General features: G+C 70.7%; 27 protein-coding genes. 13 read left to right on the plus strand and 14 right to left on the minus strand.

Annotation, left to right across the window (positions count from 1 at the left end):
- The first annotated feature begins 14 nt into the window (after window positions 1-14).
- The 5 genes from ACP95_RS03145 to ACP95_RS03160 all read left to right on the plus strand — a co-directional run bounded on the left by ACP95_RS03145 (window position 15) and on the right by ACP95_RS03160 (window position 4591).
- Window positions 15-1034, plus strand: coding sequence for a 5-methyltetrahydropteroyltriglutamate--homocysteine methyltransferase (locus tag ACP95_RS03145; RefSeq protein ID WP_049979813.1), 1020 nt, complete (start codon window positions 15-17; stop codon window positions 1032-1034).
- Window positions 1034-2113: a methionine synthase gene (locus tag ACP95_RS03150; protein WP_049979814.1), complete on the plus strand. Its 1080-nt coding sequence runs from the start codon at window positions 1034-1036 to the stop codon at window positions 2111-2113. Before ACP95_RS03145 ends, ACP95_RS03150 begins: the two co-directional genes overlap by 1 nt.
- A gap of 84 nt (window positions 2114-2197) precedes the next feature.
- Window positions 2198-2329: a hypothetical protein gene (locus ACP95_RS16430; RefSeq protein ID WP_272913162.1), complete on the plus strand. Its 132-nt coding sequence runs from the start codon at window positions 2198-2200 to the stop codon at window positions 2327-2329.
- Window positions 2322-4067: a sodium/proline symporter gene (locus ACP95_RS03155; RefSeq protein ID WP_049979815.1), complete on the plus strand. Its 1746-nt coding sequence runs from the start codon at window positions 2322-2324 to the stop codon at window positions 4065-4067. Before ACP95_RS16430 ends, ACP95_RS03155 begins: the two co-directional genes overlap by 8 nt.
- A 2-nt stretch (window positions 4068-4069) precedes the next feature.
- Entirely contained in the window at window positions 4070-4591 is a 522-nt protein-coding gene (locus tag ACP95_RS03160) for a hypothetical protein (RefSeq protein WP_202593757.1), read from the plus strand.
- Here the strand turns inward: ACP95_RS03160 and ACP95_RS03165 are convergent.
- The 5 genes from ACP95_RS03165 to rpl7ae all read right to left on the minus strand — a co-directional run bounded on the left by ACP95_RS03165 (window position 4588) and on the right by rpl7ae (window position 6389).
- Window positions 4588-4869, minus strand: a complete 282-nt coding sequence (locus ACP95_RS03165; RefSeq protein ID WP_049979816.1) for a hypothetical protein — start codon at window positions 4867-4869, stop codon at window positions 4588-4590. The genes ACP95_RS03160 and ACP95_RS03165 overlap by 4 nt on opposite strands.
- An 85-nt stretch (window positions 4870-4954) precedes the next feature.
- Window positions 4955-5419 (minus strand): nucleoside-diphosphate kinase, encoded by a 465-nt coding sequence (ndk, locus tag ACP95_RS03170; RefSeq protein WP_049979817.1) that lies wholly within the window; start codon window positions 5417-5419, stop codon window positions 4955-4957.
- Entirely contained in the window at window positions 5416-5796 is a 381-nt protein-coding gene (locus ACP95_RS16590; protein WP_049979818.1) for a 50S ribosomal protein L24e, read from the minus strand. The genes ndk and ACP95_RS16590 overlap by 4 nt, the downstream gene beginning before the upstream one ends.
- A complete protein-coding gene (locus tag ACP95_RS03180; RefSeq protein WP_049979819.1) occupies window positions 5796-6023 on the minus strand; it encodes a 30S ribosomal protein S28e in 228 nt (75 codons plus the stop codon). Before ACP95_RS03180 ends, ACP95_RS16590 begins: the two co-directional genes overlap by 1 nt.
- A 3-nt stretch (window positions 6024-6026) precedes the next feature.
- Window positions 6027-6389, minus strand: coding sequence for a 50S ribosomal protein L7Ae (gene rpl7ae / locus ACP95_RS03185; RefSeq protein WP_049979820.1), 363 nt, complete (start codon window positions 6387-6389; stop codon window positions 6027-6029).
- A 205-nt stretch (window positions 6390-6594) separates the two neighbouring features.
- On the opposite strand from rpl7ae, the gene tmcA reads away from it, so the two are divergent.
- From tmcA to ACP95_RS15985, 3 genes are read left to right on the plus strand one after another with little or no spacing between them, the layout of a single operon-like run.
- Window positions 6595-8943 (plus strand): tRNA(Met) cytidine acetyltransferase TmcA, encoded by a 2349-nt coding sequence (gene tmcA, locus ACP95_RS03190; protein WP_049979821.1) that lies wholly within the window; start codon window positions 6595-6597, stop codon window positions 8941-8943.
- A 44-nt stretch (window positions 8944-8987) separates the two neighbouring features.
- Window positions 8988-9371, plus strand: a complete 384-nt coding sequence (locus tag ACP95_RS03195) for a hypothetical protein (RefSeq protein WP_049979822.1) — start codon at window positions 8988-8990, stop codon at window positions 9369-9371.
- A gap of 45 nt (window positions 9372-9416) precedes the next feature.
- Window positions 9417-9578 carry a hypothetical protein gene (locus ACP95_RS15985; protein ID WP_202593758.1) on the plus strand — a complete coding sequence of 54 codons (162 nt, stop codon included), beginning with the start codon at window positions 9417-9419 and terminating at the stop codon, window positions 9576-9578.
- Here ACP95_RS15985 and ACP95_RS03200 read toward each other — a convergent pair whose 3' ends face one another.
- The 6 genes from ACP95_RS03200 to ACP95_RS03225 all read right to left on the minus strand — a co-directional run bounded on the left by ACP95_RS03200 (window position 9579) and on the right by ACP95_RS03225 (window position 15683).
- Complete coding sequence (locus ACP95_RS03200) at window positions 9579-10325, minus strand: GNAT family N-acetyltransferase (protein ID WP_049979823.1); 747 nt, start codon at window positions 10323-10325, stop codon at window positions 9579-9581.
- A gap of 43 nt (window positions 10326-10368) precedes the next feature.
- Window positions 10369-10785: a hypothetical protein gene (locus ACP95_RS03205; RefSeq protein WP_237560390.1), complete on the minus strand. Its 417-nt coding sequence runs from the start codon at window positions 10783-10785 to the stop codon at window positions 10369-10371.
- Window positions 10786-10788: 3 nt separating this feature from the next.
- Entirely contained in the window at window positions 10789-12489 is a 1701-nt protein-coding gene (locus ACP95_RS03210; protein ID WP_049979825.1) for an FAD-dependent monooxygenase, read from the minus strand.
- Window positions 12486-14084: an electron transfer flavoprotein subunit alpha/FixB family protein gene (locus tag ACP95_RS03215; protein WP_237560391.1), complete on the minus strand. Its 1599-nt coding sequence runs from the start codon at window positions 14082-14084 to the stop codon at window positions 12486-12488. Before ACP95_RS03215 ends, ACP95_RS03210 begins: the two co-directional genes overlap by 4 nt.
- Window positions 14085-14338: 254 nt before the next feature.
- A complete protein-coding gene (locus ACP95_RS03220) occupies window positions 14339-15208 on the minus strand; it encodes an electron transfer flavoprotein subunit beta/FixA family protein (RefSeq protein ID WP_049979826.1) in 870 nt (289 codons plus the stop codon).
- A gap of 145 nt (window positions 15209-15353) precedes the next feature.
- The gene (locus tag ACP95_RS03225; RefSeq protein ID WP_049979827.1) at window positions 15354-15683 is read right to left on the minus strand and encodes a 4Fe-4S dicluster domain-containing protein; all 330 of its coding nucleotides are present in this window, start codon (window positions 15681-15683) and stop codon (window positions 15354-15356) included.
- Between the two features lie 93 nt (window positions 15684-15776).
- Between ACP95_RS03225 and ACP95_RS03230 the strand changes: the two genes are divergently transcribed.
- On the plus strand, window positions 15777-16262 hold the full coding sequence (locus tag ACP95_RS03230) for a DUF456 domain-containing protein (protein ID WP_049979828.1): 486 nt from the start codon (window positions 15777-15779) through the stop codon (window positions 16260-16262).
- Here ACP95_RS03230 and ACP95_RS03235 read toward each other — a convergent pair.
- On the minus strand, window positions 16232-17653 hold the full coding sequence (locus ACP95_RS03235; RefSeq protein WP_049979829.1) for an amidase: 1422 nt from the start codon (window positions 17651-17653) through the stop codon (window positions 16232-16234). The two genes, ACP95_RS03230 and ACP95_RS03235, sit on opposite strands and share 31 nt — an antisense overlap.
- A gap of 110 nt (window positions 17654-17763) precedes the next feature.
- Between ACP95_RS03235 and metG the strand changes: the two genes are divergently transcribed.
- Window positions 17764-19836: a methionine--tRNA ligase gene (gene metG, locus ACP95_RS03240; protein WP_049979830.1), complete on the plus strand. Its 2073-nt coding sequence runs from the start codon at window positions 17764-17766 to the stop codon at window positions 19834-19836.
- A gap of 113 nt (window positions 19837-19949) precedes the next feature.
- Here metG and ACP95_RS03245 read toward each other — a convergent pair whose 3' ends face one another.
- Both ACP95_RS03245 and ACP95_RS03250 read right to left on the minus strand, forming a co-directional pair.
- The gene (locus ACP95_RS03245) at window positions 19950-20177 is read right to left on the minus strand and encodes a hypothetical protein (RefSeq protein WP_049979831.1); all 228 of its coding nucleotides are present in this window, start codon (window positions 20175-20177) and stop codon (window positions 19950-19952) included.
- On the minus strand, window positions 20174-21022 hold the full coding sequence (locus ACP95_RS03250; protein ID WP_049979867.1) for a M48 family metallopeptidase: 849 nt from the start codon (window positions 21020-21022) through the stop codon (window positions 20174-20176). Before ACP95_RS03250 ends, ACP95_RS03245 begins: the two co-directional genes overlap by 4 nt.
- A gap of 143 nt (window positions 21023-21165) precedes the next feature.
- Here ACP95_RS03250 and ACP95_RS03255 point away from each other — a divergent pair, with 143 nt between their 5' ends.
- From ACP95_RS03255 to ACP95_RS03260, 3 genes are all read left to right on the plus strand, one after another.
- On the plus strand, window positions 21166-21408 hold the full coding sequence (locus ACP95_RS03255; RefSeq protein WP_049979832.1) for a ferredoxin: 243 nt from the start codon (window positions 21166-21168) through the stop codon (window positions 21406-21408).
- A 78-nt stretch (window positions 21409-21486) separates the two neighbouring features.
- The gene (locus tag ACP95_RS16595; RefSeq protein ID WP_394324966.1) at window positions 21487-22188 is read left to right on the plus strand and encodes a DEAD/DEAH box helicase; all 702 of its coding nucleotides are present in this window, start codon (window positions 21487-21489) and stop codon (window positions 22186-22188) included.
- Window positions 22131-23918: a DEAD/DEAH box helicase gene (locus ACP95_RS03260; RefSeq protein WP_394324967.1), complete on the plus strand. Its 1788-nt coding sequence runs from the start codon at window positions 22131-22133 to the stop codon at window positions 23916-23918. Before ACP95_RS16595 ends, ACP95_RS03260 begins: the two co-directional genes overlap by 58 nt.
- The last annotated feature ends 29 nt before the right edge of the window (window positions 23919-23947 follow it).

Here is a 23947-nt window from a genome sequence, read left to right on the forward strand (position 1 = left end):
CCGCTACGACACGTATGACCGAGCGAGTCGCGACTACGCTGGGACTGTACCCGCTCCCGGACTGGGCGAAAGACGAACTCTCCGACCTGAAAGGCCACCAGAAGTCCGACCTCGTCGACGGCAGCGAGGGGCCCGAGGTGCGCGAGGCGTACGGGCGCGTCCGCGAGGAGCTGATCGACGACCAGCGCGCGGCCGGCCTCGACCGCGTCGTCGAGGGGCAGGGGCGCTGGGACGACTGGCTCGCGCACCCGCTGGCGGTCCACGACGGCGTCGAGACCGGCGGCATCGTGCGCTACTACGACAACAACAACTTCTACCGCGACCCGCGGGTCGTCGACGACCTCGCCGTCGACGGGGGCGACGTGGCCGCCGAGCTCGACGCCGCGACGGGGCTGCTCGAAGACGACGAGCCCCTGCAGGCCGTCCTCCCGGGCCCGTACACGCTCGCACAGCTGGCGACCGACGAGTACTACGGCGACGAGTCCGAGTTCCTCGCCGCTATCGCGGAGTTCCTCGCCGGCGAGGTCGCGGCGTTCCCGGAGCACGAGACGCTGTTCCTGCTCGACCCCTCCCTCGTCACGGAGCCGCCCGCGGACGACGCGAACGAGCGCGTCAGCGACGCCGTCGACACCGTGGCGGCCGCGACCGACGCCGACGTGGTGCTCCAGAGCTACTGGGGCGCCCACGAGGAGAAGACGTACGCCCACCTGATGGACGCCGACGTGGACGCGTTCGGCTTCGACTTCGTCGCCGGCGACCGCGACACCCACCTGTACAACGTCACCGAGTACGGCACGAAGGACGCCGTCTCGCTGGGCCTCGTCGACGGCCAGAACACCGCCGTCGAGAGCCCCGACACCGTCGCGGAGCGCATCGACTGGGTGACCGAGCAGATTCCCAGTCAGACGTTCGACACCGTGTACGCGACGCCGAACACCGAGCTCGCCTACCTCCCCGTCTCGACGTACCGGGAGAAGCTCGCGGTGCTCGGGGAGGCGGTTGAACTGGCCGCGGGGACGGAGGTGAGCGCCTGATGGCCCGCGACGCCGCCAACCGCGAGCAGTTCCGCCCCGACGACCACGAGCACGACCACTTCCTGCTCACGAGCGTCGTCGGCTCCTACCCCAAGCCGACGTGGCTCAACCGCGCCGACGACCTCGTCGACGACCCCGAGGCATCCTTCGACGAGGCCGACCTCGAGGAGGCCCACGACGACGCCTGCCGCCTCATCACCGAGGAGCACGAGCGCACGGGGCTGGACACGGTCGTCGACGGCGAGATGCGCCGCAACGAGATGGTCGAGTTCTTCGCCGAGCGCATTGACGGCTACGAGTTCAACGGGCCCGTCAAAGTGTGGGGCCACAACTACTTCCACAAGCCGAGCGTCGTCGAGGAGGTCGAGTACGACGAGCCGTGGCTCGTCGACGAGTTCGAGTTCACCGACGCCGTCGCCGAGCGCCCCGTCAAGGTGCCGATCACGGGGCCGTACACCCTCGCCAACTGGGCGTTCGACGAGCACTACGGCGACAGCGAGGCGCTGGCCTACGACCTCGCGGACCTGGTGAACGAGGAGATCGAGAAGCTCGTCGAGGCGGGCGCCCGCTACATCCAGATCGACGAGCCCGCGCTGGCGACGACGCCCGACGACCACGCGATCGTCGGCAGCTGTCTGGAGCGCATCGTCGACGGCGTGCCCGACGAGGTCCGCGTGGGCGTCCACGTCTGCTACGGCGACTACTCCCGCATCTACCCCGAACTCAACGAGTTCCCCGTCGACGAGGTCGACCTCGAGCTCTGTAACGACGACTACCAGCAGATCGACACCCTCGCAGACGGCGAGTTCGCGCCCGACCTCGCGCTGGGCGTCGTCGACGTGCACGACGCCGAGGTCGAGAGCGTCGAGGAGATCAAGCAGAACATCGAGCAGGGGCTGAAGGTGGTGCCGCCGGAGAAGCTCACCGTCTCGCCGGACTGCGGGCTGAAGCTGCTGCCCCGCGACGCCGCCTACCGGAAGACCGAGAACCTCGTCACCGCGGCTCGCGAGGTGGAGGCCGAGCTCGACGCCGGCGAGATCGACGTGCCGGTTCGGGGCACTCCGACGGCCGACGACTGAGACGCCGACCTCCTCTTTATTTATCAGGTCGTGGGCAAACACATATACGGCTGATTGGCCAACGGCCCTACGAGCATGGCCGCGATGAGCACACTCGACTGGCTCGGGGTCGTCGGACCGTACGCGATCTTCTTCGTGATGTTGATCGTCTACTACGTCTGGGAGGGGCGCCGCGAACGCGCCCTCAGGGAACGCTACGAGGAGGACCATGCATAGCGGTGCGCTCGCGCCGCTGCAGGGCACCGGCGGCATCGCCGGCGCGGCGGGGATCTGGGTGCTCGGCACGTTCGCGCTCTACCTCGTCGTCCTCGTTGGGATCGGCCTCTGGGCGTCCCGCTTCATGGACTCCGTCGGCGACTACGTCATCGGCGGCCGCGAGATCGGCCCCGTCGTGACGGGGTTCTCCGAGCGCGCCTCCGAGATGAGCGGCTGGCTCACGCTCGGCGTGCCAGCCGACGCCTACGGCACGGGGATCATGGCGTTCCTCAACGGGTTGGGGATGGTGCCGGCCGACCTGTTCGCGTGGGCCGGGATCGCCAAGCGCCTCCGGAAGTACACGGAGATCGTCCGCTCGGTGACGCTGCCGACGTTCTTCGAGACGCGGCTGGGCGACGACACCGGGCGGGTGAAAGCCGTCTCGGCGCTCGTGCTCATGCTGTTCGAGGGCGGCTACGTCGGCGCCCAGATCGTCGCCGCCGGGACGCTGCTGCAGGTGCTGACGGGGATCCAGCCCTGGATCGGCATCATCGTCGGCGGGATCATCGTCATCGGCTACACGTTCCTCGGCGGCTACTTCGCCGTCGCGTGGTCGGACTACTTCCAGGGCGCCATCATCCTGATCGCGTTCATCATCCTCCCGGTGCTCGCGTTCACCGAGATGGGGCTGCCGTTCGAGGCGGTCGCGGCCGCGGCGGGCGGCTCCGCGACCAGCATCACCGCCGGGATGGCCGGCTGGGCCGCCGTCTTCGGCGTGATCAGCTACGCCGCGATCGGGCTGGGCGTCCCCGGCAACCCCCACATCATGGTCCGATTCATGGGGATCGACCGGGTGCGGAACATCCGCCTCGCGGCGATGGTCGCCCAGCTGTTCATGTTCGTCGCGTACGTCGGCGCCGCGCTCGTCGGCCTCTACGCCATCGCGATGTTCGGCGACGGCGCGCTCGCGGATCCCGACAACGCGATGCCGCGACTGACGCTCGACCTGCTGCCGAGCGTCGTCGCCGGCATCGTGCTCGCGGCCGCGCTGGCGGCGATGATGTCCAGCGCGGACTCCCAGCTACTCGTCGCGACGAGCGCGGTCGTGGAGGACGTTTACCACGGGTTCCTCGATCGCGACGCGACACAGCAGGAACTCGTTCGCTATTCCCGCTACGTCACCTTCGGGCTCGGCGCAGCGAGCGTCGCGTTCGCGTTCGTCGCCCAGGACACGCCGATCTACACGCTGGTGCTCGACTACGCGTGGGGCGGCCTCGGCGCCGCGATCGGGCCGACCGTGATCGCGACGCTCTGGTGGAAACGCGTTACGGCGACGGGCTCGCTCGCCAGCATGATCGTCGGCACGGCGACGATGGTGCTGTGGACCCAGCTCTCGAAGGTGCTGGGCTGGCTCGGCGCGATGCCGCCCGAGTCCGCCGCGTTCTGGTACGGGCTGGTGACGGTGTACGGGCTGTTCCCGGCGTTCATCCTCTCGGTAATCACGCTGGTCACGGTGTCGCTGCTGACCGAGCCGCCGGAGAACGTCGACGAACACTTCGACATCTTCGACAAGCCGCTGTCGGCGATCATCGACTCGGAGGGGTCGGCCGGCACGCCCGAGTACGTCGCCGACGGCGGGACGACTGTCGACGGCGTCGGCGCCGCCGAGGCGACCGACACGTCGCCGAAGGTCGTCACCGAGTCAGACAACATCCGCGCCCACGTCGCCGCCTCCGGCTACTGGGCGGACGACGACTGACAGTGGGGGCGCCACCCAGCGACGACCCCCCGGCGCCGGCCGACCACCCGCTGGTGGGCGACCACCACGAGGCGGTCGACCTGCGGGTCATCGAGCCGAGCGTCCCGCGGGAGTCGGTCGACTCCGCAGGCCGGGTCGGCGCGGTGGCGTACCCGTTCCGGGTGTACGAGGCCGAGATAGAGGTCGATCGCCCCCTGCTCGCGCCGCGCAAGGACCGCCGGGTGATCAGCGTCGACCGCTCGCGGCGGCTCGCGGTGCGGGCCGACACCGTCCCCGAGGTCCAGGAACAGCGCGTCGAGGACGTGCTGGTGCTGCCGGGCGAACTGTCGCCCGAGCAGTCCGACGAGAAGGCGCGGGAGGCCGCGTTCCAGTGGACGCTCCGCGGGTCGATCCTCGCCGACGCGCCCGAGATCGAGTTCTCGGCCGTCGTCGACGCCTACAAGCTGTTCTGGCTGGCCGAGCGCCCCGGCGGCGACGTGATCGTCGACAGCGTCCGGGGGGAAGAGCGGCCGTACGAGGGTTAGTCGCTCGACTCGATCACATCGACGACCGGGCCCGCCTCGACGTCGGCCGACTTCTCGTCGCCGCCCTCGCTGGGCGTCGGGAGGAACGGCGCGATCAGGGCCGCGACCGCGAGCAGGAGCGAGCTGTAGCGGACGGCGTCGACGTACCAGTCCTCGGCGACGAGCTCCTCGGGGTTCTCGTAGCCGACGAGCATCGAGCGCTTGCCGATGTCGATCGTCTTCTCGGGGAGGGCGGCGCCGGCGATACCGGTCACGAACGTGAGGGCTCTCAGGAGCATACACGTGACCTAACGGGCCGCGAACAGGTGGTGTTTGCGGTTGCGGCGCCGCTGGTCGGTCGGAGAACGGAGAGGGGTCGGAGCGCTACTCGTACAGCCAGCCTTCGTCGACGCGCTCGTAGTCGACGAGCTCCTCGTCGTCGAAGAACAGGTCGATCTCGCGCTCGTTCGAGCCCGGATCCTCGTGATCCGAGGCGTGGATGACGTTGCGACCCAGATCGAGGCCGAGGTCGCCGCGGATCGTGCCCGCGGGCGACTCGGCGGGGTCGGTCTCGCCGACCATCTTCCGGACCTGTCGGGTGGCGTCGCCGCCCTCCCAGACCATCGCGAACACGGGACCGGACGTGATGAACTCGACGAGGCCGTCGAAGAACGGCTTGTCGGCGTGCTCGCCGTAGTGCTCCTCGGCGAGCTCTTGGTCGATCTGCATGAACTTGCCGGCGACCAGCTTCAGGCCGCGCTCCTCGAAGCGCGAGACGATCTCGCCGATCAGGCCGCGCTGCACGCCGTCGGGCTTGACCATGACGAACGTTCGCTCGCGCTCGCTCATTCCTCGTCCTCCTCGTCGTCGGCCTCGGCGTCGGCTTCCTCGGCGTCTGCTTCGGCCTCCTCAGCCTCGTCCTCGGTTTCGGACGCCTCGTCCGTCTCCTCGGCGTCGGCCTCGGTCTCGGACTCGGCTTCCGCTTCCTCCTCGACCGCCTCGGTCTCGGGCTCCTCGGACTCGGTCGCCTCGACCGCTTCCTCGACGCCGTGGTCGCCGCCCTCCTCGGTCCACTCGAGGTCGCGGGGCTCGCGCCCGAGGTCGGCGTTCTTCTCGCACTTCGCCGAGCAGTAGTGGATCACGCTACCGTTCGTGCGGACGAACATTGTGCCCGTGCCGGGCTCGACGTCGTCGCCACAGTAGTCACAGGATCTGTTCTGGGGCATCAGGCACCTCCGATGGAGTCGGCGTCACGCTGGGTCTCCCGCAGCTGGAGGATGTCGCCCTCGCGGACGGGACCCAGCACGTTCCGCGTGATGATTCGACCCTGGTTCGAGCCGTCCTGAATGCGGCACTTGACCTGCATGGCTTCGCCGTGCATGCCGGTCTTGCCGACGATCTCGATCACCTCGGCCGGCGTCGATTCCGTGCCGCTCTCCTCTTCTGCGCTCATAGGTTATCGGAGTTCCTCGACCTTCTCGGAGATGTCCTCCACGTCGTCCTCGGCGTCGCCGGCGTCCACGATGGCGGCGGCGGCGCTGCCGACCTCGAGGCCGGCGGCGTGACCCAGGTCGTCCTGGGTCTCGACGAAGACGACGGCGATGCCCTTCTCCTCGGCGAGTTCGGGCAGGTGCATGACGATCTCCTCGGGCTGGACGTCCTCGGCGACGAACACGAGCTCCGCGTTGCCGCGCTCGACGGCCTTGGTCGTCTCGTTGGTTCCTTTCTTCACGGTGCCGGTGTCCCGGGCGACCTCGAGCGCGTCGAGCGCGCGGTCGGCGAGGTCGGCGGGGGTCTCGTAGTCGACGTAAACTGGCATTGTTGTAGTACCTCGGTCCTGCCTGCGGGCTCGACTGCCCCACCGGAACTGCGTCCCTGACGGTGGGGAGTATCATCAACCCCGGACAGGCTTCGATCCCCGATTCGCTAGCCCCACGTAAAAGCGTGTTCAAACTGCCGGGACCGTGTCAGCGCCCGACAGGGGAGCCGAAACGGGCAAACCGCCGGCGGGTGAATCCCGCCCCATGAGCCTCTCCTCGCTCGCGGCCGACCTCCGCGCGGAGGCCGAGCGCGCGAACGAGCGCCGCCTGCTCGTGCTCTCGGGCCCGCCCGACGCGACCCGCCGCGCCGCCGTCGACGCCGTCGAGGCCGCCGACCTCCCGCTCCCGGACTGCACCGCCGTCTCCGCCGCCGCCGACTGGCCGTTCGAGCACGTCGGCCCGCGCGAGAGCCGCGAACTGCTCGGCCGGACCCAGGGGGCCATCGTCGTCGACGGCCACGACGAGTGCTCGCCCAACGCGATCGGCCGCACTGTCGGCGCCGTCGACGGCGGCGGGCTCTACGTCCTACTCGCGCCCGATCTCGCCACCTGGCCCCAACGCCGCGACGGGTTCGACGAGAGCCTCGCGGTCCCGCCGTTCGGCGTCGACGACGTGACCGGAACGTTCCGGGAGCGGCTCGTCGCGACGCTCCGAGCCCACCCGGGGGTCGCGATCTGTGAGGTCGACGAGGGGTACGACGACCCCGCGGGTGACGCGGTCGAGGTTCGCGACGACGGTCTCACCGACCCCTGGCCCGCGCGCCCCCGGGAGGCCCCCGAACCGCCGGCGGATGCCGCGTTTGCCGACGGGATCTACCGCGCCTGCCGGACCGCGGATCAGGCCGAAGCGCTCCGCGAACTCGAGGCGCTCCGGGGCGGCGACACGACCGACGATCCCCAGCCGGCCGTCGTCGTCGAGGCCGATCGCGGCCGCGGGAAGTCCAGCGCCGCCGGCCTCGCGGCGGGCGCGCTGGCGCTCGAGGGCCGGGACGTGCTCGTGACCGCGCCCGAGCGCGGCGGCGCCGACGAGGTGTTCGCCCGCGCTCGGGAGCGACTCGCGGCCGCCGACGCGCTCGCCGGCGTCGACGAGGACCGCATCGCCGCCGACTCGGGCGGCCGCGTCCGCTTCGCTCGCCCCCCGAAGGCCGCCGCGCTCCCCGACGATCCGGACGCCGTGATCGTCGACGAGGCCGCCGCGCTCCCGGTCGCGCTGCTCGAACGCTTCCTCGACGGCCCGCCGGCCGCGTTCTGCACGACGGTCCACGGCTACGAGGGCGCGGGCCGGAGCTTCGACGTGCGCTTCCGCGGGAGTCTCGCCGACTCCGGCCGGGAGCTGATCGACGTGCGCCTCGACGAGCCGATCCGCTACGCCGCCGGCGACCCCGTGGAGTCGTGGGCGTTCCGCGCGCTGCTGCTCGACGCCCGGCCGCCCGTCGACCAACTGGTCGCCGACGCCACCCCGGAGACGGTCGAGTACGAGACTCTCACGCCCGAGCGACTGCTCGCCGACGAGCACCTGCTTCGGGAGGCGTTCGGCCTGCTCGTCCTGGCGCACTACCGCACCGAACCCGACGACCTCGCCCGCCTGCTCGACGCGCCGAACCTCACCTGCCGCGCGCTGCTGCACGAGGGCCGGGTGGTCAGCGTCGCCCTGCTCGCTCGCGAGGGCGGCCTGAGCGGGGAGACCCGCGAGCGCGTCTACCGCGGCGACCGGATCCGCGGCAACATGCTCCCGGACGTGTTCACCAGCCAGCTCCGGGATCTCGACGGCGGCGCGCCGGTCGGCTACCGCGTCATGCGCATCGCGACCCACCACGCGGTCCGCTCCGACGGACTCGGCTCCCGGCTCCTCGCCGAGATCGAGTCCGAGTTCCGGGAGCGCGACGGCCGAAAGCGCGCCGGTGAGCGCGTCGCCCACGCCGGCCGGCCGCGCGCCGGCGAGCGCGTCGACTACCTCGGTGTCGGCTACGGCGCCACCCCCGAACTGCTCGAGTTCTGGCGCGAGAACGGCTACCGGACCGTCCACCTCTCGACGACGAAGAACGACACGAGCGGCGAGCACTCCGCGCTGATGGTGCGCCCCCTCACCGACGACGGCGCCGACCTCGCCGCCCGGCACGCTCGGTGGTTCCGCGAGCGCGCGCCGGGTGTGCTGGCGGGCCCGCTCTCGGGCGTCGATCCGGACGTGATCCGCCGGGCGCTCCGGGCGGTCGACGACGGCGCGGTGCCCGACGAACCGGGGCTCTCCGAGCGCGACTGGCGGGTCGTCGTCGACGCCGCCAACGGGATGGGGAGCTACCACGCCGCGCCGGCGGCGTTCACCGAACTCGCGCTGCGGGAGCTGATCCTGGGCGAGGCCGGCCTCGACGCCGACGCCGAACGCCTGCTCGTCGAGAAAGTACTGCAGAACCGCGAGTGGGACGCCGTCGCCGACGATCTCGACAGGGTCTCGACCCGGATGACGATGCGCGCCTTCGGCGACGCCTGCGAGCCGCTCGTCGAGGTCTACGGGACCGATGCCGCGAAAGCCCACCGCGAGTACTGGACGAACTGAGGCGGAACCGTAGCTTCATCGTGATGGCTGCCCAACCTGTCGGTATGCTCCGCAAACTGTACAGCGTGATCTGTGCGGCCGAACTGCTCGCGCCGCGACGGCTGATCGACGCCGCCGAGCGCGTAGCGCTCGAGGATCCAGCCGTGAGCGAGCGACGCTCGTGGGTGGTGCCGGGCGCGCGCCTGGAGGGACTGCTGTTCCTCGTGATGCTGTGGCGAAGCGACCGCTCGTACTCGCGGTTCAAGAAGCTCCTCGGCGCGGCCGGCCTGATCGTTCTCCTGCGGCCGCGCGCCTACGTGGACTACGGCACGAAGGCGTCCTACCGGGACGCGTCGACGGTTGAGTGGCGCCCGTGGGTGTACACCGGGGCGCGGCTGGTCGGGCTGCTCTACGTGCTGATCGGGCTGCGGGAGCTCGGGCGATCCTGACCCACCGGCGGTAGACAGAAGACCGGCGGAACCCACGGACCACCTGTGCCGACCTGTACCGAGGACGACTGCGGCCGCGAGGCGGCCGTCGTCGTCTACGTCCCCTGGGCGGCGGACCGGCCGGTCTGTGCCGCCCACGGGCGCGCGCTGGTCCAGCAGGACGGCGTCGTGGCGGAGCCGCTCACCGACGCCGACGAGTGGGGGTAGTCAGTCGCCGACCGCCCGCGGATCGACGGCCATCATCACCTCGTCGACGTACTCGTCGTCGATGCGGTAGTGGTCCTCCCGGACCGCCTCGATCTCCCAGCCGTGGTCCTCGAGGAAGCTGACGGCGCGCTCGTTGCTCGACGGCACGGAGTTGTAGAGCTTCTCGTACCCGTGTTCGCGCGCCCAGCGCACCCCGCGGTCGAGCAGCAGCCGGCCGATCCCCTCCCCCCGGTAGTCGGGGCGGAGCCCGACCGTGAGCTGGGCGGTGTGGGCCAGCTTCTCCGCCTCCGGGAGGTCGAGGTGGACCCACCCGACGACGTCGTCGCCGACCTCCCCGACGAAGAACAGCCGGGACATCACGTCGTTGTGTCGGATGACCGCCTCGTCGTAGTCCAGCGCGGCGGCGACGGTCTCGGCCTCGATGTAGCTCCCCTCGCTGGCGACGGAGTCGACGACCGACACGAGCGACTCCCGGTCGGCCTCCTCGGCCGTGCGGACGGTGACGGTGTCGCCGTCGACGGCGTGCTCCTCCTGCTCGTCGACGGTGTGGGCGATCTGGAGCTCGTCGCCGACCTTCCGGACGTACCCCTGGCGCCTGAGCACGGTCAGGTGGTGGCCGAACGCGCTCGGGTCGAGGTTGAGCCCGCGCCGGACCTCCGCCTCGGTCACCCGGCCGTGGCGCTCCACGTAGTTGTACAGATCCTCCCGGTCCGGCTCGTCGAACGTGAGCTGCTCGGTGAGTTCCATGGTCCTTGTTACCGCGTGACACTACATAAGCGTTGTTCGGCCGCTACTCCCCCGAAACGCCCGTCAACAGCTCCGCGACGACGACGACGTCGTGGGTCTCGAGCAGCGCCTCGGCGGCGCTCCGGACGGTCGCGGAGGAGTCGTGCTCGACGCCGTGGCAGCGGGCGTAACACTCCAGCCAGTCCTGCGTCGCCCGCCGGAGCAGCCGGTGTTCGCGCGCCGAGAACCGCGGCGGGTCGTCGCCCGTCCGCGCCTCGACGTAGCAGGCGACGACGGGGCCGAGCCCGTCCCGGGCGACCTCGAGCGCCCGCTGTTCGTCGGGGTCGTCGGCGACCTCGCCGTCGTCCCACGCCGCCCGGGCCGCCCGCGCCTCCCGCGCCAGCCGCTCGATGCGCTCGGCGTACGGCGACGGCGGCGGACCGTCGGCGGCGTCGGCGTCCGCTCCCTCCAACCCCGCCACCGTTCAGCCCTCCTCGAACTCGACGCCCTTGCCGCCGCGTGGGTGTTCCCAGTCGGTCTCCGCGACGACCGCGCAGGTGCCACACTCGATACAGGGCTGGGTGTCGAGGCTGACCACCTCCTCCCGCTCGCCGTTCGACGCGACGGTCTCCCGGCGGTAGCAGCCGCCACCGAACCCCTCCGCGCTGACCGGACAGGCGGTGACCGCGGTGCCGCTCGCGGCGGCCGAGTCGTCCAGCAGCTCGATGTGGGGGTTGCCCACGTCGGTGTCGTACGTCAGGTCGCCGATGCGGTCGGCCAGCTCCGGCGGCTCCACGTCGTTGGTCTCGTCGACGGGGGCGCCGAGCTCCTCGGCGATGACCGTCGGGAGCGTGACGTAGGGGGTCCGGGTGTCGGGCACCATCATCGACAGCGCGGGCGAGGAGTAGAGCCGCTCGAGCCGGTCGCCCAGCAGGCGGACGCCGAACCGCCCGACCGCCGAGTCGACGACGGCGTCGGCCAGGTTCGCGACCGGCTCGGGCTCGCCCAGCGCGCTGGCGACCTCGTAGCGCCGCGGCCGGAGCTTCTCCATCACGCCCTCGTCGCGGAGTTTCCGCTCGTAGAACTCGCCCGCCCGGCTCGTGTCGCCGCGGGCCTTCGCCTGCGCGTACGCCTCGGCCGCGAGCCCGCCGGCGGTGACGGCGTGGTTCATCCCCTTGATGATGGGCCCCTGGGCCTGCATCTGCCCCGCGGCGTCGCCGACGACGACGAGCCGGCCCTGGTGGGGCGACCGCAGCGCCGCCTTCTTCGAGTCCGGGACGAGCTTCGCCGAGTACTCCCGCTCCGCGTACTCCGCGTCGTCGAGCCACTGGCCCAGGAACGGGTGGGTCAGCAGCGCGTCGAGCAGTTCGTGCGGCTCGGCCAGCTCGGTCGCGACGGAGTCGAGGTGGAACACCGACCCGATCGAGAGCGAGTCCTCGTTGGTGTAGACGAACCCGCCGCCGCGGACGCCGTCGAACAGGTCGCCCGAGAACAGGTGGGCCGCGCCCTCGCCGTCCCCGACGCCGAACCGCTCCTGGATGGCACCGTCGGGCAGGTCGACGACGGCTTTGACGCCCTGGAACCACTCCTCGGGCTCCTCCCAGTCCATCAGGCCGGCGTCGCGGGCGAGTTCGGAGTTGACGCCGTCGGCGGCGACTACCAGCTCCGCCCGGATTGGGTCGAGCTCCTCGCAGGTGACGCCGACGATCTCGCCCTCCTCCCGGAGCAGGCCGGTCACCTTGACCTCCGTGAGCAGGCCGCCGCCGGTCTCGCGGGTGCGCTCGTGGACCCGCTCGGCCAGCCAGGAGTCCATCTTCCGGCGCAACACCGCGTCGGACCACTCCGTGTCGTGCTCGTGGAGGTCGGTGATGTCGAAGCTCTTGACCTGCGAGCCGGCGACGTTGTGGAGCTGGTACTCGGTCACCGGGCGCTCCGTGGCCGCCTCGCGGAACCCCGGGAACAGCCCGTCGATGGTGTACGGCGCGGACTCCTCGGCGTAGATGAGGCCGCCGGAGACGTTCTTCGACCCGGCGTCGACGCCGCGCTCGAGCACCAGCGTCTCGACGCCCTCGTCGGCCAGCGCCGCCGCCGCGGCCGCGCCGCCCGGCCCGCAGCCGACGACGACCGCCTCGTACTGTTCGTACTCGTCGCTCGCCCCGGTCGCGTCGTCGATGGTCTCGCTCATCGTGAATCACCTCCGTCCGCAAGCGCCGCCATATCCACCTCACCGCTCTCCAGCGCGTCGACCAGCCGCGGCAGCACCTCGAACAGGTCGCCCTCGACGAAGTAGTCCGAGAACTCCCGGATGTCGGCCTCGGGGTCGGTGTTGATCGCGACGATCGTGTCGGAGTCGTCCATCCCGACCTTGTGCTGGATCGCGCCGGAGATCCCCGCCGCGACGTAGAGGTCGGGCTCGACCTCCTGGCCGGTCTCGCCGATCTGTCGCTCCTCGGCGGTGTACTGCTCGACGTGGCCGTCGAACTGGTAGGAGCCGGTGACGATCCCCCGGGAGACGCCGACGTCGGCGTCTTCGAAGCAGTCCGCGAGGTCGAGCGCCAGCTCCATCCCCCGCGTCGGGTCGTCGCCGATCCCCCGGCCCATCGCCACGACGACGTCGTGGCCGGTGAGGTCGACGCCGCCCTCCAGCTGATCGTACTCCGTCACCTCGACGCGGAACCAGTCGTCGTCGAGCGCCACGTCGCGCTCGACGATCTCCCCCTCGCGCTCGGGGTCCGGCTCGGGCACGTCGAAGCTCCCCGGGATCACCGAGGCGCCCTGCGGGTGGAACTCCCGGCCGGGGTTGTCAAGACAGAGGATGGTCGAGTACTCGAAGCCGGAGAAGTCGGGCCGCTTCATGTGCAGCACGCGCTCGAAGGTGCGGTTGCTGCCGCCGGTTTTGACGGGGTTGGAGATCACCGCGTCCTCGATGTACAGCCCCGAGCAGTCCGAGGCGAGCCCGGAGTCGAGTTCGGCCTGCACCTGGGCGGAGAGGTCCCGGCCGTTGTTCGTCGCCGGGAACAGCACGTACCGCGGCTCGTCGTAGTCGCGCCAGTCCGCCGGCTCTGGGTTGCCCGCGCCGGGGTCGCCGCCCCAGCGCGCCACGTCGCAGAACACCTCGGCGTAGGGCTTGTGGTTGAAGCGCTCGAGCCGGGCGTCCTCGTGGTACACCACCACGTCGGCGCCGTAGGCGACGCAGTCCGCGGCGAGATCGGCCACGTCGTCGCCGATCAGCACCGCGACGACCTGCTCGTCCGCGTCGTACTCGTCGTTGTACCCGTCCATCAGCGCCCGGGCCTTGCCGAGCATCTCCCGGGAGACGTCGACGAGGTCGCCCGCCTGGGTCTCGCAGTACACCCACATGTCGCCGTAGCTGCCGTCCTCGAGCGCGCGGACGTGGCGCTTGTCCGCCGTCGGGTGGTCGAGCTCGGGGTGTTTCTCCTCGGGCGGGAGATCGGGCTCGAGTTCCTGTTCCGCTTCGCCCTCCACGGAGTCGATGCGGTTCTGGACGAGCGTCTTCACGCTGTCGCGGTCCTCGCCGGCCTCCTCGCGCTCGATCAGGCCCCGCAGCACGTCGCCGTCGTCGATGTCCTGGACGGCGTTGCCCACGTCGGCGGCGGACATCTCGGCGAGGTCGAGCTCGTCGGCGTCGGGCTCTTCGCCCTCGTCGGCGAACTTCTCGACGCGGGACTCGATCACCGTCTTCACCGGCGTGCGGTCCTCGCCGGCCGCCTCCGCGTCGAGCAGCGCCCGCAGCGTGTCCACGTCCTCGATCTCGTTCACCAGCGGGCCGATCTCGGAGACGTCGTGCTCGCCCGGATCGAACGGGAGGTCGTCGGCCGCCGCCCCGGAGCCGCTCTCGTCGGCCTCCTCCCGGACCGCGTCGAGGCGCGCCTCGACGGCGTCGACGGCCGTCGTGCGGTTCCGCCCGTCGCGCTCGGCCGCGAGTATCGACTCCAGCTCGTCGGGGTCGTCGATCTCCCCGACCGCCTCGCGCAGCTCGGCGACGGTGTGCTCGTCGGGGTCGAGCGCCACGGTCACTCACCCCCCGCGAGCGGCGCCATCTCCTCCACTAGCTCCCGCATCGCCTCGCCGTCCTCCGGGTCGACCATCGTCGCGTCGCGCTCGGCCGGCGCCCGCGGGATGGGGTCGACCGAGGAGACGATCGTCGGCGAGCCGTCGAGCCCCACGTAGTCGGGGTCGAGGTTGAGCTCCTCGTGGTCCCAGACGGTGACGTGCTCCTCGTGGTTCTCGGCGCGCTCCCGGGTCTCCTCCCGGAGGTCCTTGTGGGTGAGCCGGTGGGCGGCCTTCCGGTACGTCGGCTCGAACTCGGGGTCGGCGACGACGAAGCAGGGCAGCGGCGCCTCGACGGTCTCGATCTCCTCGATGTCGCCCTCGACGAGCCGCTTCGCGCGGACCCGCCCCGCCTCCTCGTCGATGTCCAGCGAGACGACGTGGGTGAGGATCGGCCAGTCCAGCCCCCAGCAGGTTTGGGGCCCGGTGTGGCCGGTCTCCCCGTCTGCCGTCTTGAATCCCGCGAACACCATGTCGACACCGTCCTCCGCGACGTGTTCGTCGAGGCGTTCGATGGCGGTCGTCAGCGCGATCGACGTCGCCCACGTGTCCGCGGCGGCGAACGCCCGGTCGGAGACCAGGTAGGCGTCGTCGGCGTACACCGACTCCATCCCCTCCCGCAGCACCTCCTTGAACCCCGGCGGGCCCATGCTCATCAGGCTGACGTGGCCGCCGTTCCGGACTTTGGTCTGCAGCGCCGCCCGGAGGGCGTGTTTGTCGTTCGGGTTCATCACCGTCGGCGTCGCCCCCCGCTCGAGGTGGCCGTCCTCGTCGAACGCGACCTGCCCCTCGCGGAAGTCGGGGACGCCCTTCGTCAGAACTACTGTGTGCATTGTGAGCTACTCCCGTGATAGTTGGCGACAAACCTCTTAGTTGTTTGTCCGAAAGCCACCCCTCGAGGGGGCGAACCGACGGTTCACCGCGAGAGAAGCGCACGACCCGCGAGCAGAACGGTGCGAGCGGCCGGGCGGCGCGGGCTCAGATGCGGCCCGCGCGGCCGGGGTCGACGTCGATGGCGTCGACCGGGCAGACGTCGACACAGAGCATGCAGTCGATGCACTGGTCCTCGTGGGTCGGCTCGACTTTGAGCTCGCTCGTCGGGTGGTCCGGCGTGTCGACCCAGGTGAACACGTCGACCGGGCAGTCCTCCAGACACGCGCCGTCGGCGATGCAGATGTCGTAGTCCACCGCGACGTGGGTGCCGTGGATCCCCTCCTCCTCCGGCGGGTCGACCGGCCCCCACACCGCGACGCCGTTCTCCTCGTCGACCTTCTCGCGGTTCTGCTCGAAGTTCGGGTCGATGGGCATGTGTTGAAAAAGGCCGCGCGACGCACATAAGTGTTCGCCGGCCGCCGGGACGGGCGAGCTACCTTCTTCCCGCTCGGGCGCGTGCGTGCCGGTGTGTTCGACGCCGTGACGCTGCTCGCGCTGGCGCTGCTGGTCGCCGCCGTCGTCGCCAGCGTCGTCCCCGGGCTGCCGTCGGGGCTGCTCGCGCTGGCCGGAATCTACGCCGAGTTCCTCCACGGCGACGGAATGGCGCTCTGGCTCCTGGCGAGTTTCACCGTCGTCGGCCTGCTCGCGCTCGTCGTCGACCTGTTCGGCGGCGCCATCGCCGGCCGGGCGCGCGGAACGAGCAACCGGACGACGCTGCTCGCCGCCGTCGCCGGGCTGGCGCTGCTGTTCGTGTTCGGGCCCCTCGGCGTGCTGCTGGGGATGTTCGGCACCGTGTTCCTCCTGGAACTGCGCCGCGACGACCGCGCGTTCGAGCAGTCCCTGGAGAACGCGCTCTGGGCGACCGCCGGGATGCTCGCCTCCGGCGTCGCCGTGTTCCTGCTCGTCGCGTCGATGCTCGCGGGCTACGTCGTGTTCGTGCTCTGGCTGGGCTGAGCCAGCGCCCGCTCGACCGACGCCGCGACACGGAGCAGTAACCCGTCGGCCCCCGGCGGGCCGACCAACTGCAGGCCGACCGGGCACCCGTCTATCTCGCCGCAGGGGACCGACACCGCGGGCGCGCCGGTGGCGTTGAACGGCGCGGTGTTCTGTACGGTGTCGCGCACCGACGGCCCGCCCTCGCCCGGGACGGCGCCGAAGGCGGGCGCGGTGATCGGCGTCGTCGGCGTCGCGAGCACGTCGACCTCGGCGAACAGCGCCTGCTGGCGTCGGACCGCCAGCCGGCGGGCGTCCCACGTCCGGCCGTACGCGTCGGGCGCCCGCGAGCGCAGGCGGCGACCCGTCTCGACCAGCTGCCGCACGCGATCCGGGAGCGCGTCGCGTCGCTCGTTCGCCCGGCGGAGCGCCGCCCGGAGGTCGGCTCTGGCGCCCGTTCCGAGCAGACTCCCCTGCTCCAGCAGCGCCGCGAACTCCATCACCGTCCCGGCGTCGTTGGCGTCGACGACCGCGCCGGCCTCCGGGAACGCGACCGAGTCGGCCTCGGCGTCGAGTTCGATCGCGGCCTTCGTCACCGCGGCCTCGACCGCGGCCTCGACGCCCGGCGTCGCCGCCTCCATGAACGCCGCGGGTACGCCGAGACAGAGGTCCTCAGGCTCCCGGTCGAGGTCGTCGGCGAACTCGAGCCGGGAGGGCGCGGCCAGCGAGGCCGGCCGCGTCGCCGCCTGGCCGGCGATCGCTTCCAGCACCCGCGCGGCCGTCTCGACGGTCGGGGCCAGCACGCCGACGTGGTCGTTCGACGGCGAGAGCGGGACGACGCCCTCCGCGGGCACCAGCCCGTAGGTGGGCTTGTAGCCGACGATCCCGCAGAACGCGGCCGGGATGCGGACGCTGCCGGCGGTGTCGGTGCCCAGCGCGGCGTCGACGCTCCCGGCCGCGACGGCGGCGGCGCTGCCCGAGGAGGAGCCGCCGGGGACGTGCCCCTCGACGCCGGGGTTCTCGGTCCGGCCGCGCGCGCTCAGTTCGCCCGTCGTCCCGAACGCGAACGGGTCCATGTCGGTGGTGCCGACGATCGTGCCGCCCGCGGCCCGGAGGCGCTCGACGGCGACGGCGTCGATCTCGGGCGTCCACGCGAAGCAGTCGGTGCCGCAGGTCGTCGTGACGCCGCCGACGGCGAGGTTCTCCTTCACGGCGAGGTCGAGTTCGGCGAGCGGGCCGTCGAGCGGGGCGTCGGCGATGAACGTCTCGGCGAAGGCGTCGTGGGGGTCCGCACGCTCGTGGGCGGTCGGCGGGGCGAACGCGCCGGCGACGCTGTCGCCCGGCAGCGACCGCACCCGGGCGAGATACTCGTCGACCCGGTCGTCGGGTTCCGGCGGGTCGGCGCGGTTCATGGCCGGCCGTTTCGACCGTACACATAAGGGCCGTTCGGCCGCCGCAAAGCTCGCCGGGCGACCACCGAAACCGGCGGGCTTTAGGCCCGCATCGATCAATCCACGACCAGATGAGCCACGAGGAGTTCCCCACCGACCGCCCCGCGGTGGTGACCTGTGGGCTGCCGTACGCGAACGGCGACCTCCACATCGGTCACCTCCGGGGGTACACCGCCGCGGACGCGGTGAACCGCTCGCTGAAGAAGCTCGGCCAGCAGTCGGCGTACGTCTGCGGGTCGGACATGCACGGCACCCCGATCGCCGTCGGCGCCGCCCAGCGGGGCATCTCGCCCGAGGAGTTCGCGATGCCGTTCCACGAGAAGTACGAGGAGACGTTCCCGGAGTTCAACGTCGAGTTCGACAACTACGGCCGGACGAACGACGCGACGAACACCGAGATCACCCGGGAGTTCGTCGAGAAGCTCGAGGACGCGGGCTACGTGTACGAGGACGAGATCCTCGTCGCGTGGGACCCCGAGGAGGGCCAGCCCCTCCCCGACCGCTACGTCGAGGGCACCTGCCCGTACTGCGGCGAGCAGGCCCGCGGCGACGAGTGCGACGAGGGCTGCGGTCGTCACCTCGAACCCGGCGAGATCGAGGACCCCGTCTCGACGCTGACTGGCAACCCCGCGGAGTACCGCGAGCGCGAACACAAGTACTTCGCCGTCTCCGAGCTGGCGGACTACCTCTCGGAGTTCCTCGACCGCGTCGAAGGGACCTCGAACGCCCGGAACCAGCCCCGGGAGTGGATCGAGGAGGGGCTACAGGACTGGTGTATCACGCGGGACATGGACTGGGGGATCGACTACCCCGGCGAGGAGGAACTCGTGCTGTACGTCTGGGTCGACGCGCCGATCGAGTACGTCTCCTCGACGAAGCAGTACTCCGAGCGCGTCGGCGCCGACGAGTACGACTGGGAGGCGGTGTGGGGCCGCGACGGCGGCGACGGCGGCGAGATCGTCCACGTGATCGGCCGGGACATCATCCAGCACCACACGATCTTCTGGCCGGCGATGCTCCACGCCACGGGCCACGCCGAACCGCGCGCGGTCTGTGCGACGGGCTTTGTCACCATCGACGGCAAGGGGCTCTCGACCAGCCGGAACCGCGCGATCTGGGCCGAGGAGTACCTCGACGAGGGGTTCCACCCGGACCTGCTGCGCTACTACCTCACCACGATGGGCGGGTTCCAGCAGGACCTCGACTTCACCTGGGAGCGCTTCCAGGAGCGGGTCAACGGCGAACTCGTCGGCACGGTCGGCAACTTCGTCTACCGGTCGATGCTGTTCGCCGCGCGGAACTTCGACGGCACGCCCGACGCCGAGGTGAGCGACGAGGTGCGCGAGCGTATCGACGACGCCGTCGAGCAGTTCGAGCGCGCCGTCACGGAGTACGACGTGCGCAACGCCGGCGACGCCGCGGTCGAACTCGCACAGTTCGGCAACGAGTACATCCAGCAGCACGAGCCGTGGCAGCTCGAGGACGGCAGCGCCGAGCAGGCGGCGGTGATCCGCGACTGCCTGCAGGTCGCGACCGCCGTCGCGGTGCTGCTCGAGCCGATCTGCCCGGAGAAGGCCGAGACGGTCTGGGCCCAGCTCGGCATCGACGCCGACGTACACGCCGCCGAGACCGAGGCGGTCCACACCGAGCCGGGCGCGTTCGACGAGCCCGACGAACTGTTCGAGAAGATCGAGGACGACCGCGTCGACGAGCTCGACGCGGCGCTGGAAGAGAAGATCGCGGAAGCGACCACGGACGACGACGAAACCGACGACGAGACTGAGGACACCGACATGGACGAGAGCGACCTCGAACCCCTGATCGACGAGCGTATCGACTTCGACACCTTCGAGAGCCTGGACATCCGCGTCGGCCGCATCGAGTCGGCCGAGGGCGTCGAGGGTGCTGACAAGCTGGTGCGGCTGGAGGTCGACATCGGCGTCGAGACCCGACAGATCGTCGCCGGCCTCAAGCAGCTCCACGACGTCGACGACCTGGTCGGCGAGAAGGTGATCGTCCTCGCCAACCTGGAGAAGGCGGAGCTGTTCGGCGTCGAGTCCAACGGGATGGTGCTCGCGGCCGGCGACCAGGCCGACCTGCTGACGACGAAGGAGGGCGCCGAGCCGGGGACGAAGGTACTGTGACGGCGGTTAGCAACCGTCCAGTGACGAAGGTGCTGTGACGGCGACGGTCGGCCGTCCAGGGAGGAAATCGCTGTAGAAACGCGCTGTAGCCGCTCTTTTTCAGCCGACCCGGTTCACACGAACGTCCGGTAGCCGATCCACGCCGCGATCGCCAGACACGCGACGCCGAGCGCGCGGGCGATCCAGCGCCAGCGCTCCGGAACCGGCTTGTCCGTCCCGTAGTCGCCGCGCCGTTGGGTCGGCCCGCCGACGACGGAGAGCCGGATCGCCGGCCCCGGGGCGACGACGAGGACGAGCCCCAGCACCGCGCCGAGGGCGACGGCGAGCAGCTCCCGGATCACGAGCGAAGCCGCTCGATGCGCTCCTCCATCGGCGGGTGCGTCGAGACGATCTTCTGGAGGAACCCGGTGTCGGGGCTGGAGATACAGAGCGCGCTCACCTGCTGGTCGACGCCCGACTCCTGGCGGCGGTCACGCCGGCCGCGCCCGGCCGACTGCGAGGCGCCGGCGGCGCGCTGGTTGCCCTGGCTGATCTTCTCCAGCGCGCGGGCGAGGGGGTCGCCCGAGCCGATGGCCCGCTTCGCGTCGGCGTCGGCGACGTACTCGCGGTACCGCGAGATCGCGAGCACGAAGATCATCACGAAGAACTGGACGACGTTGCCGACGACGATCGCGAGGAAGAAGTCCGCGATGTCGTTGTCGCCGGTGAGCAGCACCGCGAACTGCGCCACGATCCCGACGATCGAGGCGATCCCCTGGCCGAGCTGCATCGTCACCACGTCGCGGTTGGCGATGTGGGCGAGCTCGTGGGCGAGCACCCCCTCGAGTTCGTCGCGGTCGAGCAGCTGGATCACCTCCTCGGAGACCACGACGATCCCGGCGCCCTTCCGGCCGACGGCGAAGGCGTTGGGAACGCCCATCCGGGCGATCTTCAGCTCCGGCTTGTCGATCCCCATCCCCTCGGCGTGCTCCTCCACCATGCGGTGGATCTCGGGGTACTGCCCCTCGGGGAGCTCCTCGGCGCCGACGCTGCGCAGCGCCGCCCACTTCCCGACCTTGTACTGGACGCCGACGAGCAGGATGCTGCCGACGATGGCGATCGGCAGGATTCCCGTGCCGAACGTGACCATCGCCGCCGCGACGGCGACGAGGTAGAAGGCGGCGAGGATCCCGCCGACGAGCGCCATCCGCAGTTTGAGTCCTGGGTGTCGCACAGAGAGGAGTACGGTGTTCGAAACGGATAAATGGCTCACTGGGCGTCGACGACGTGACAGGCGGCGCCGACCCGCGGAACGTACCACTTACCACCGCACCCGTGTAACCGACCCACATGCGCATCGAGTACGATCGCGACACCTGTATCGGGATGTTCCAGTGCGTCGCCGAGTGGGACGCCTTCGAGCGCGACGTGGACGCCGGGAAAGCCGTCCTCGTCGACGCCGAGGAGGCCGACGAGGACCGGTTCGTCCGCGAGGTGCCCGAGGACGCCGAACTCGACGCGAAGTTCGCCGCGCGGGCCTGCCCCGTCGACGCGATCGCCGTCTACGACGACGACGGCGAACAGATCGTCTGAGCCGCCGCGGAGCGCCCCCGTTTCAGTTCCACCCCGCTCGCCGAACCCTTATCGGCGAGCGCGCCCCAGTAGGGGTAAATGGCGGCCACTGACGACGTGGGGCGGATCGACCACCCGCTGCTGACGCCGGAGCTCCTGGAGCGCCGACTGTACCAGCTCCAGCTCGCGGGCACCGCACAGGAGGCCGACACCCTCGTCTGCCTCCCGACCGGGCTCGGGAAGACCACCGTCTCCCTGCTCGTCACCGCCGAGCGGCTCGACGAGGTCGGCGGGAAAGCCCTCATGCTCGCGCCGACGAAGCCGCTGGTCCAGCAGCACGCCGAGTTCTACCGCGAAGCGCTCCAGATCCCCGACGAGGAGATCGTCGTGTTCACCGGCGAGGTCAGCCCGGACGACCGCGCGGAGCTCTGGGAGTCGGCGACGATCGTGATCGCCACCCCGCAGGTCGTCGAGAACGACCTCGTCGGCAACCGCATCTCGCTGTCGGACGTGACCCACCTCACGTTCGACGAGTGTCACCGCGCGACCGGCGACTACGCCTACGTGTACATCGCGGAGCGCTACCACGCCGACGCCGCCGACCCGCTCGTGACCGGGATGTCGGCGTCGCCGGGCGGCGACGAGGAGGAGATCCTCACCGTCTGTGAGAACCTCGGCATCACGGAGGTGGAGGTGATGACCGAGGACGACGCCGACGTCGACGATTCACCCACGACACCGACGTGCAGTGGGAGCGCGTCGACCTGCCCGAGGAGATCCTGGAGATCCGCGAACTGCTGAACGAGGTGATCACCGAGCGGCTGGAGGACCTGAAGGAGCTCGGCGTCACCAACGCCACCAGCCCGGACCTCTCCCAGAAGAAGCTCAACGGGATGCGCGCCGAACTGCAGAAGCTGATCAACAACGACCAGAGCGAGGGGTACCAGGGGATGAGCACCCACGCGGAGATCATGAAGCTCCGCCGCGCGGTCGAACTCGTCGAGACCCAGTCCGTCGAGTCCGTCCGCCGGTACTTCGAGCGCCAGCGCGAGGACGCCCGCTCCTCGGGCGCGTCGAAGGCCAGCCAGCGCATGGTCAGCGACCCGCGGGTCCGCCGCGCGATGCGGAAAGCCGACACGTACGACGACCTGCACCCGAAGTTCTCGAAGGCCCGCATCCTGCTCGCCCAGACCCTCGGCATCGGCGACGGCGAGCGCGTCATCGTGTTCACCGAGTCCCGCGACACCGCCGAGGCGCTGACGGAGTTCCTCGGAAAGAGCTTCGACACGCGGAAGTTCGTCGGCCAGGGCGACAAGGAGGGCTCCGACGGCATGACCCAGAACGAGCAGCAGGAGCGCCTCGACCAGTTCCGCAACGGCGAGTTCGAGGTGCTGGTCTCCACCTCCGTCGCCGAGGAGGGGCTCGACGTGCCCGAGGTCGATCTCGTCCTCTTCTACGAGCCAGTCCCGACCGCGATCCGCTCGATCCAGCGGAAGGGGCGGACGGGCCGACAGGCCGAGGGGAAGGTGGTCGTCCTGATGGCGAACGACACCCGGGACGAGGCCTTTTTCTGGATCGCCCGCCGGCGCGAGCAGGAGATGGAGGACGAGCTCCGGGAGCTCAAAGGCGTCGCCGACGAGGTGGAGGAGGAGCTCGACGACGCCCAGCAGTCGCTCGCCGAGTTCGACGGCGCCTCGACCGGCGACGACGGCGAGGCCCGCGAGGAGCGACTGAACCCGGGACTCGACGACTTCGCCGAGTCCGGCGACGGCGAGAGCGACGACGCCGACGCCGATACCGGGGAGGCCGCAGACGACGACGATGCCGAGGAGGGCGTCGTCGCCACCGCCGACTCCGACCCCGAGGAGGACGTTATCGAGATCGTCGTCGACCAGCGCGAGCTCGACTCGCCGATCGCGAAGGAGCTCTCCCGCCGGGAGGGCGTCCGGACGCGGCTCGAAACCCTCGAAGTCGGCGACTACGTGCTCTCGGACCGCGTCGCCGTCGAGCGCAAGTCCGTCGCGGACTTCCTCGACACGCTGACCGGCGGCGACCGCTCGATGTTCGAGCAGGTGGGCGACCTCTCGCGGGCGTACGCCCGACCCGTCGTGATCCTGGAGGGCGAGGACCTCTACGGCGAGCGCAACGTCCACCCCAACGCGATCCGGGGTGCGCTCTCCTCGCTCGCGATCGACTTCGACGCCAGCGTGCTCCGCACCGAGGACGAGGACGACACCGCCGACCTGCTGGAGGTCGTCGCCGGCCGCGAACAGGAGGAGAGCGACCGCACGGTGTCGGTCCACGGCGAGAAATCCGGGAAGACGCTGGCCGAACAGCAGGAGTACGTCGTCGGCAGCGTCGCCGACATCGGGCCCGTGACGGCGCGGGCGCTGCTCGAGGAGTTCAGCACCGTCGAGGCGGTGATGACCGCCCGGAAGGAAGACCTGCTGGAAGTCGACGGGATCGGAGAAGTCACCGCGGATCGGCTGCGTGAGGTCGTGGGGAGCGAGTACACCGGCGACGGCTCGTGAACCGCTGGGGCCTCCGTGTCCCAGCGTCG

The organism is Halolamina rubra (assembly GCF_000739555.1).
GTDB classification, from domain to species: domain Archaea; phylum Halobacteriota; class Halobacteria; order Halobacteriales; family Haloferacaceae; genus Halolamina; species Halolamina rubra.

Bases quoted from the DNA above. Each gene is read 5' to 3' on its own strand.
- ACP95_RS03145 (WP_049979813.1), top strand. From the start codon at position 15: ATGACCGAGCGAGTCGCGACTACGCTGGGACTGTACCCGCTCCCGGAC.
- metG (WP_049979830.1), top strand. From the start codon at position 17,764: ATGAGCCACGAGGAGTTCCCCACCGACCGCCCCGCGGTGGTGACCTGT.
- ACP95_RS03150 (WP_049979814.1), top strand. From the start codon at position 1,034: ATGGCCCGCGACGCCGCCAACCGCGAGCAGTTCCGCCCCGACGACCAC.
- tmcA (WP_049979821.1), top strand. From the start codon at position 6,595: ATGAGCCTCTCCTCGCTCGCGGCCGACCTCCGCGCGGAGGCCGAGCGC.
- ACP95_RS03250 (WP_049979867.1), bottom strand. From the start codon at position 21,022: ATGGCGCTCGTCGGCGGGATCCTCGCCGCCTTCTACCTCGTCGCCGTC.
- ACP95_RS16595 (WP_394324966.1), top strand. From the start codon at position 21,487: ATGGCGGCCACTGACGACGTGGGGCGGATCGACCACCCGCTGCTGACG.
- ACP95_RS16590 (WP_049979818.1), bottom strand. From the start codon at position 5,796: ATGCCCCAGAACAGATCCTGTGACTACTGTGGCGACGACGTCGAGCCC.
- ACP95_RS03225 (WP_049979827.1), bottom strand. From the start codon at position 15,683: ATGCCCATCGACCCGAACTTCGAGCAGAACCGCGAGAAGGTCGACGAG.
- ACP95_RS03220 (WP_049979826.1), bottom strand. From the start codon at position 15,208: ATGCACACAGTAGTTCTGACGAAGGGCGTCCCCGACTTCCGCGAGGGG.
- ACP95_RS03255 (WP_049979832.1), top strand. From the start codon at position 21,166: ATGCGCATCGAGTACGATCGCGACACCTGTATCGGGATGTTCCAGTGC.
- ACP95_RS16430 (WP_272913162.1), top strand. From the start codon at position 2,198: ATGAGCACACTCGACTGGCTCGGGGTCGTCGGACCGTACGCGATCTTC.
- rpl7ae (WP_049979820.1), bottom strand. From the start codon at position 6,389: ATGCCAGTTTACGTCGACTACGAGACCCCCGCCGACCTCGCCGACCGC.
- ACP95_RS03195 (WP_049979822.1), top strand. From the start codon at position 8,988: ATGCTCCGCAAACTGTACAGCGTGATCTGTGCGGCCGAACTGCTCGCG.
- ACP95_RS03200 (WP_049979823.1), bottom strand. From the start codon at position 10,325: ATGGAACTCACCGAGCAGCTCACGTTCGACGAGCCGGACCGGGAGGAT.
- ACP95_RS03235 (WP_049979829.1), bottom strand. From the start codon at position 17,653: ATGAACCGCGCCGACCCGCCGGAACCCGACGACCGGGTCGACGAGTAT.
- ACP95_RS03210 (WP_049979825.1), bottom strand. From the start codon at position 12,489: ATGAGCGAGACCATCGACGACGCGACCGGGGCGAGCGACGAGTACGAA.
- ACP95_RS03165 (WP_049979816.1), bottom strand. From the start codon at position 4,869: ATGCTCCTGAGAGCCCTCACGTTCGTGACCGGTATCGCCGGCGCCGCC.
- ACP95_RS03180 (WP_049979819.1), bottom strand. From the start codon at position 6,023: ATGAGCGCAGAAGAGGAGAGCGGCACGGAATCGACGCCGGCCGAGGTG.
- ndk (WP_049979817.1), bottom strand. From the start codon at position 5,419: ATGAGCGAGCGCGAGCGAACGTTCGTCATGGTCAAGCCCGACGGCGTG.
- ACP95_RS03155 (WP_049979815.1), top strand. From the start codon at position 2,322: ATGCATAGCGGTGCGCTCGCGCCGCTGCAGGGCACCGGCGGCATCGCC.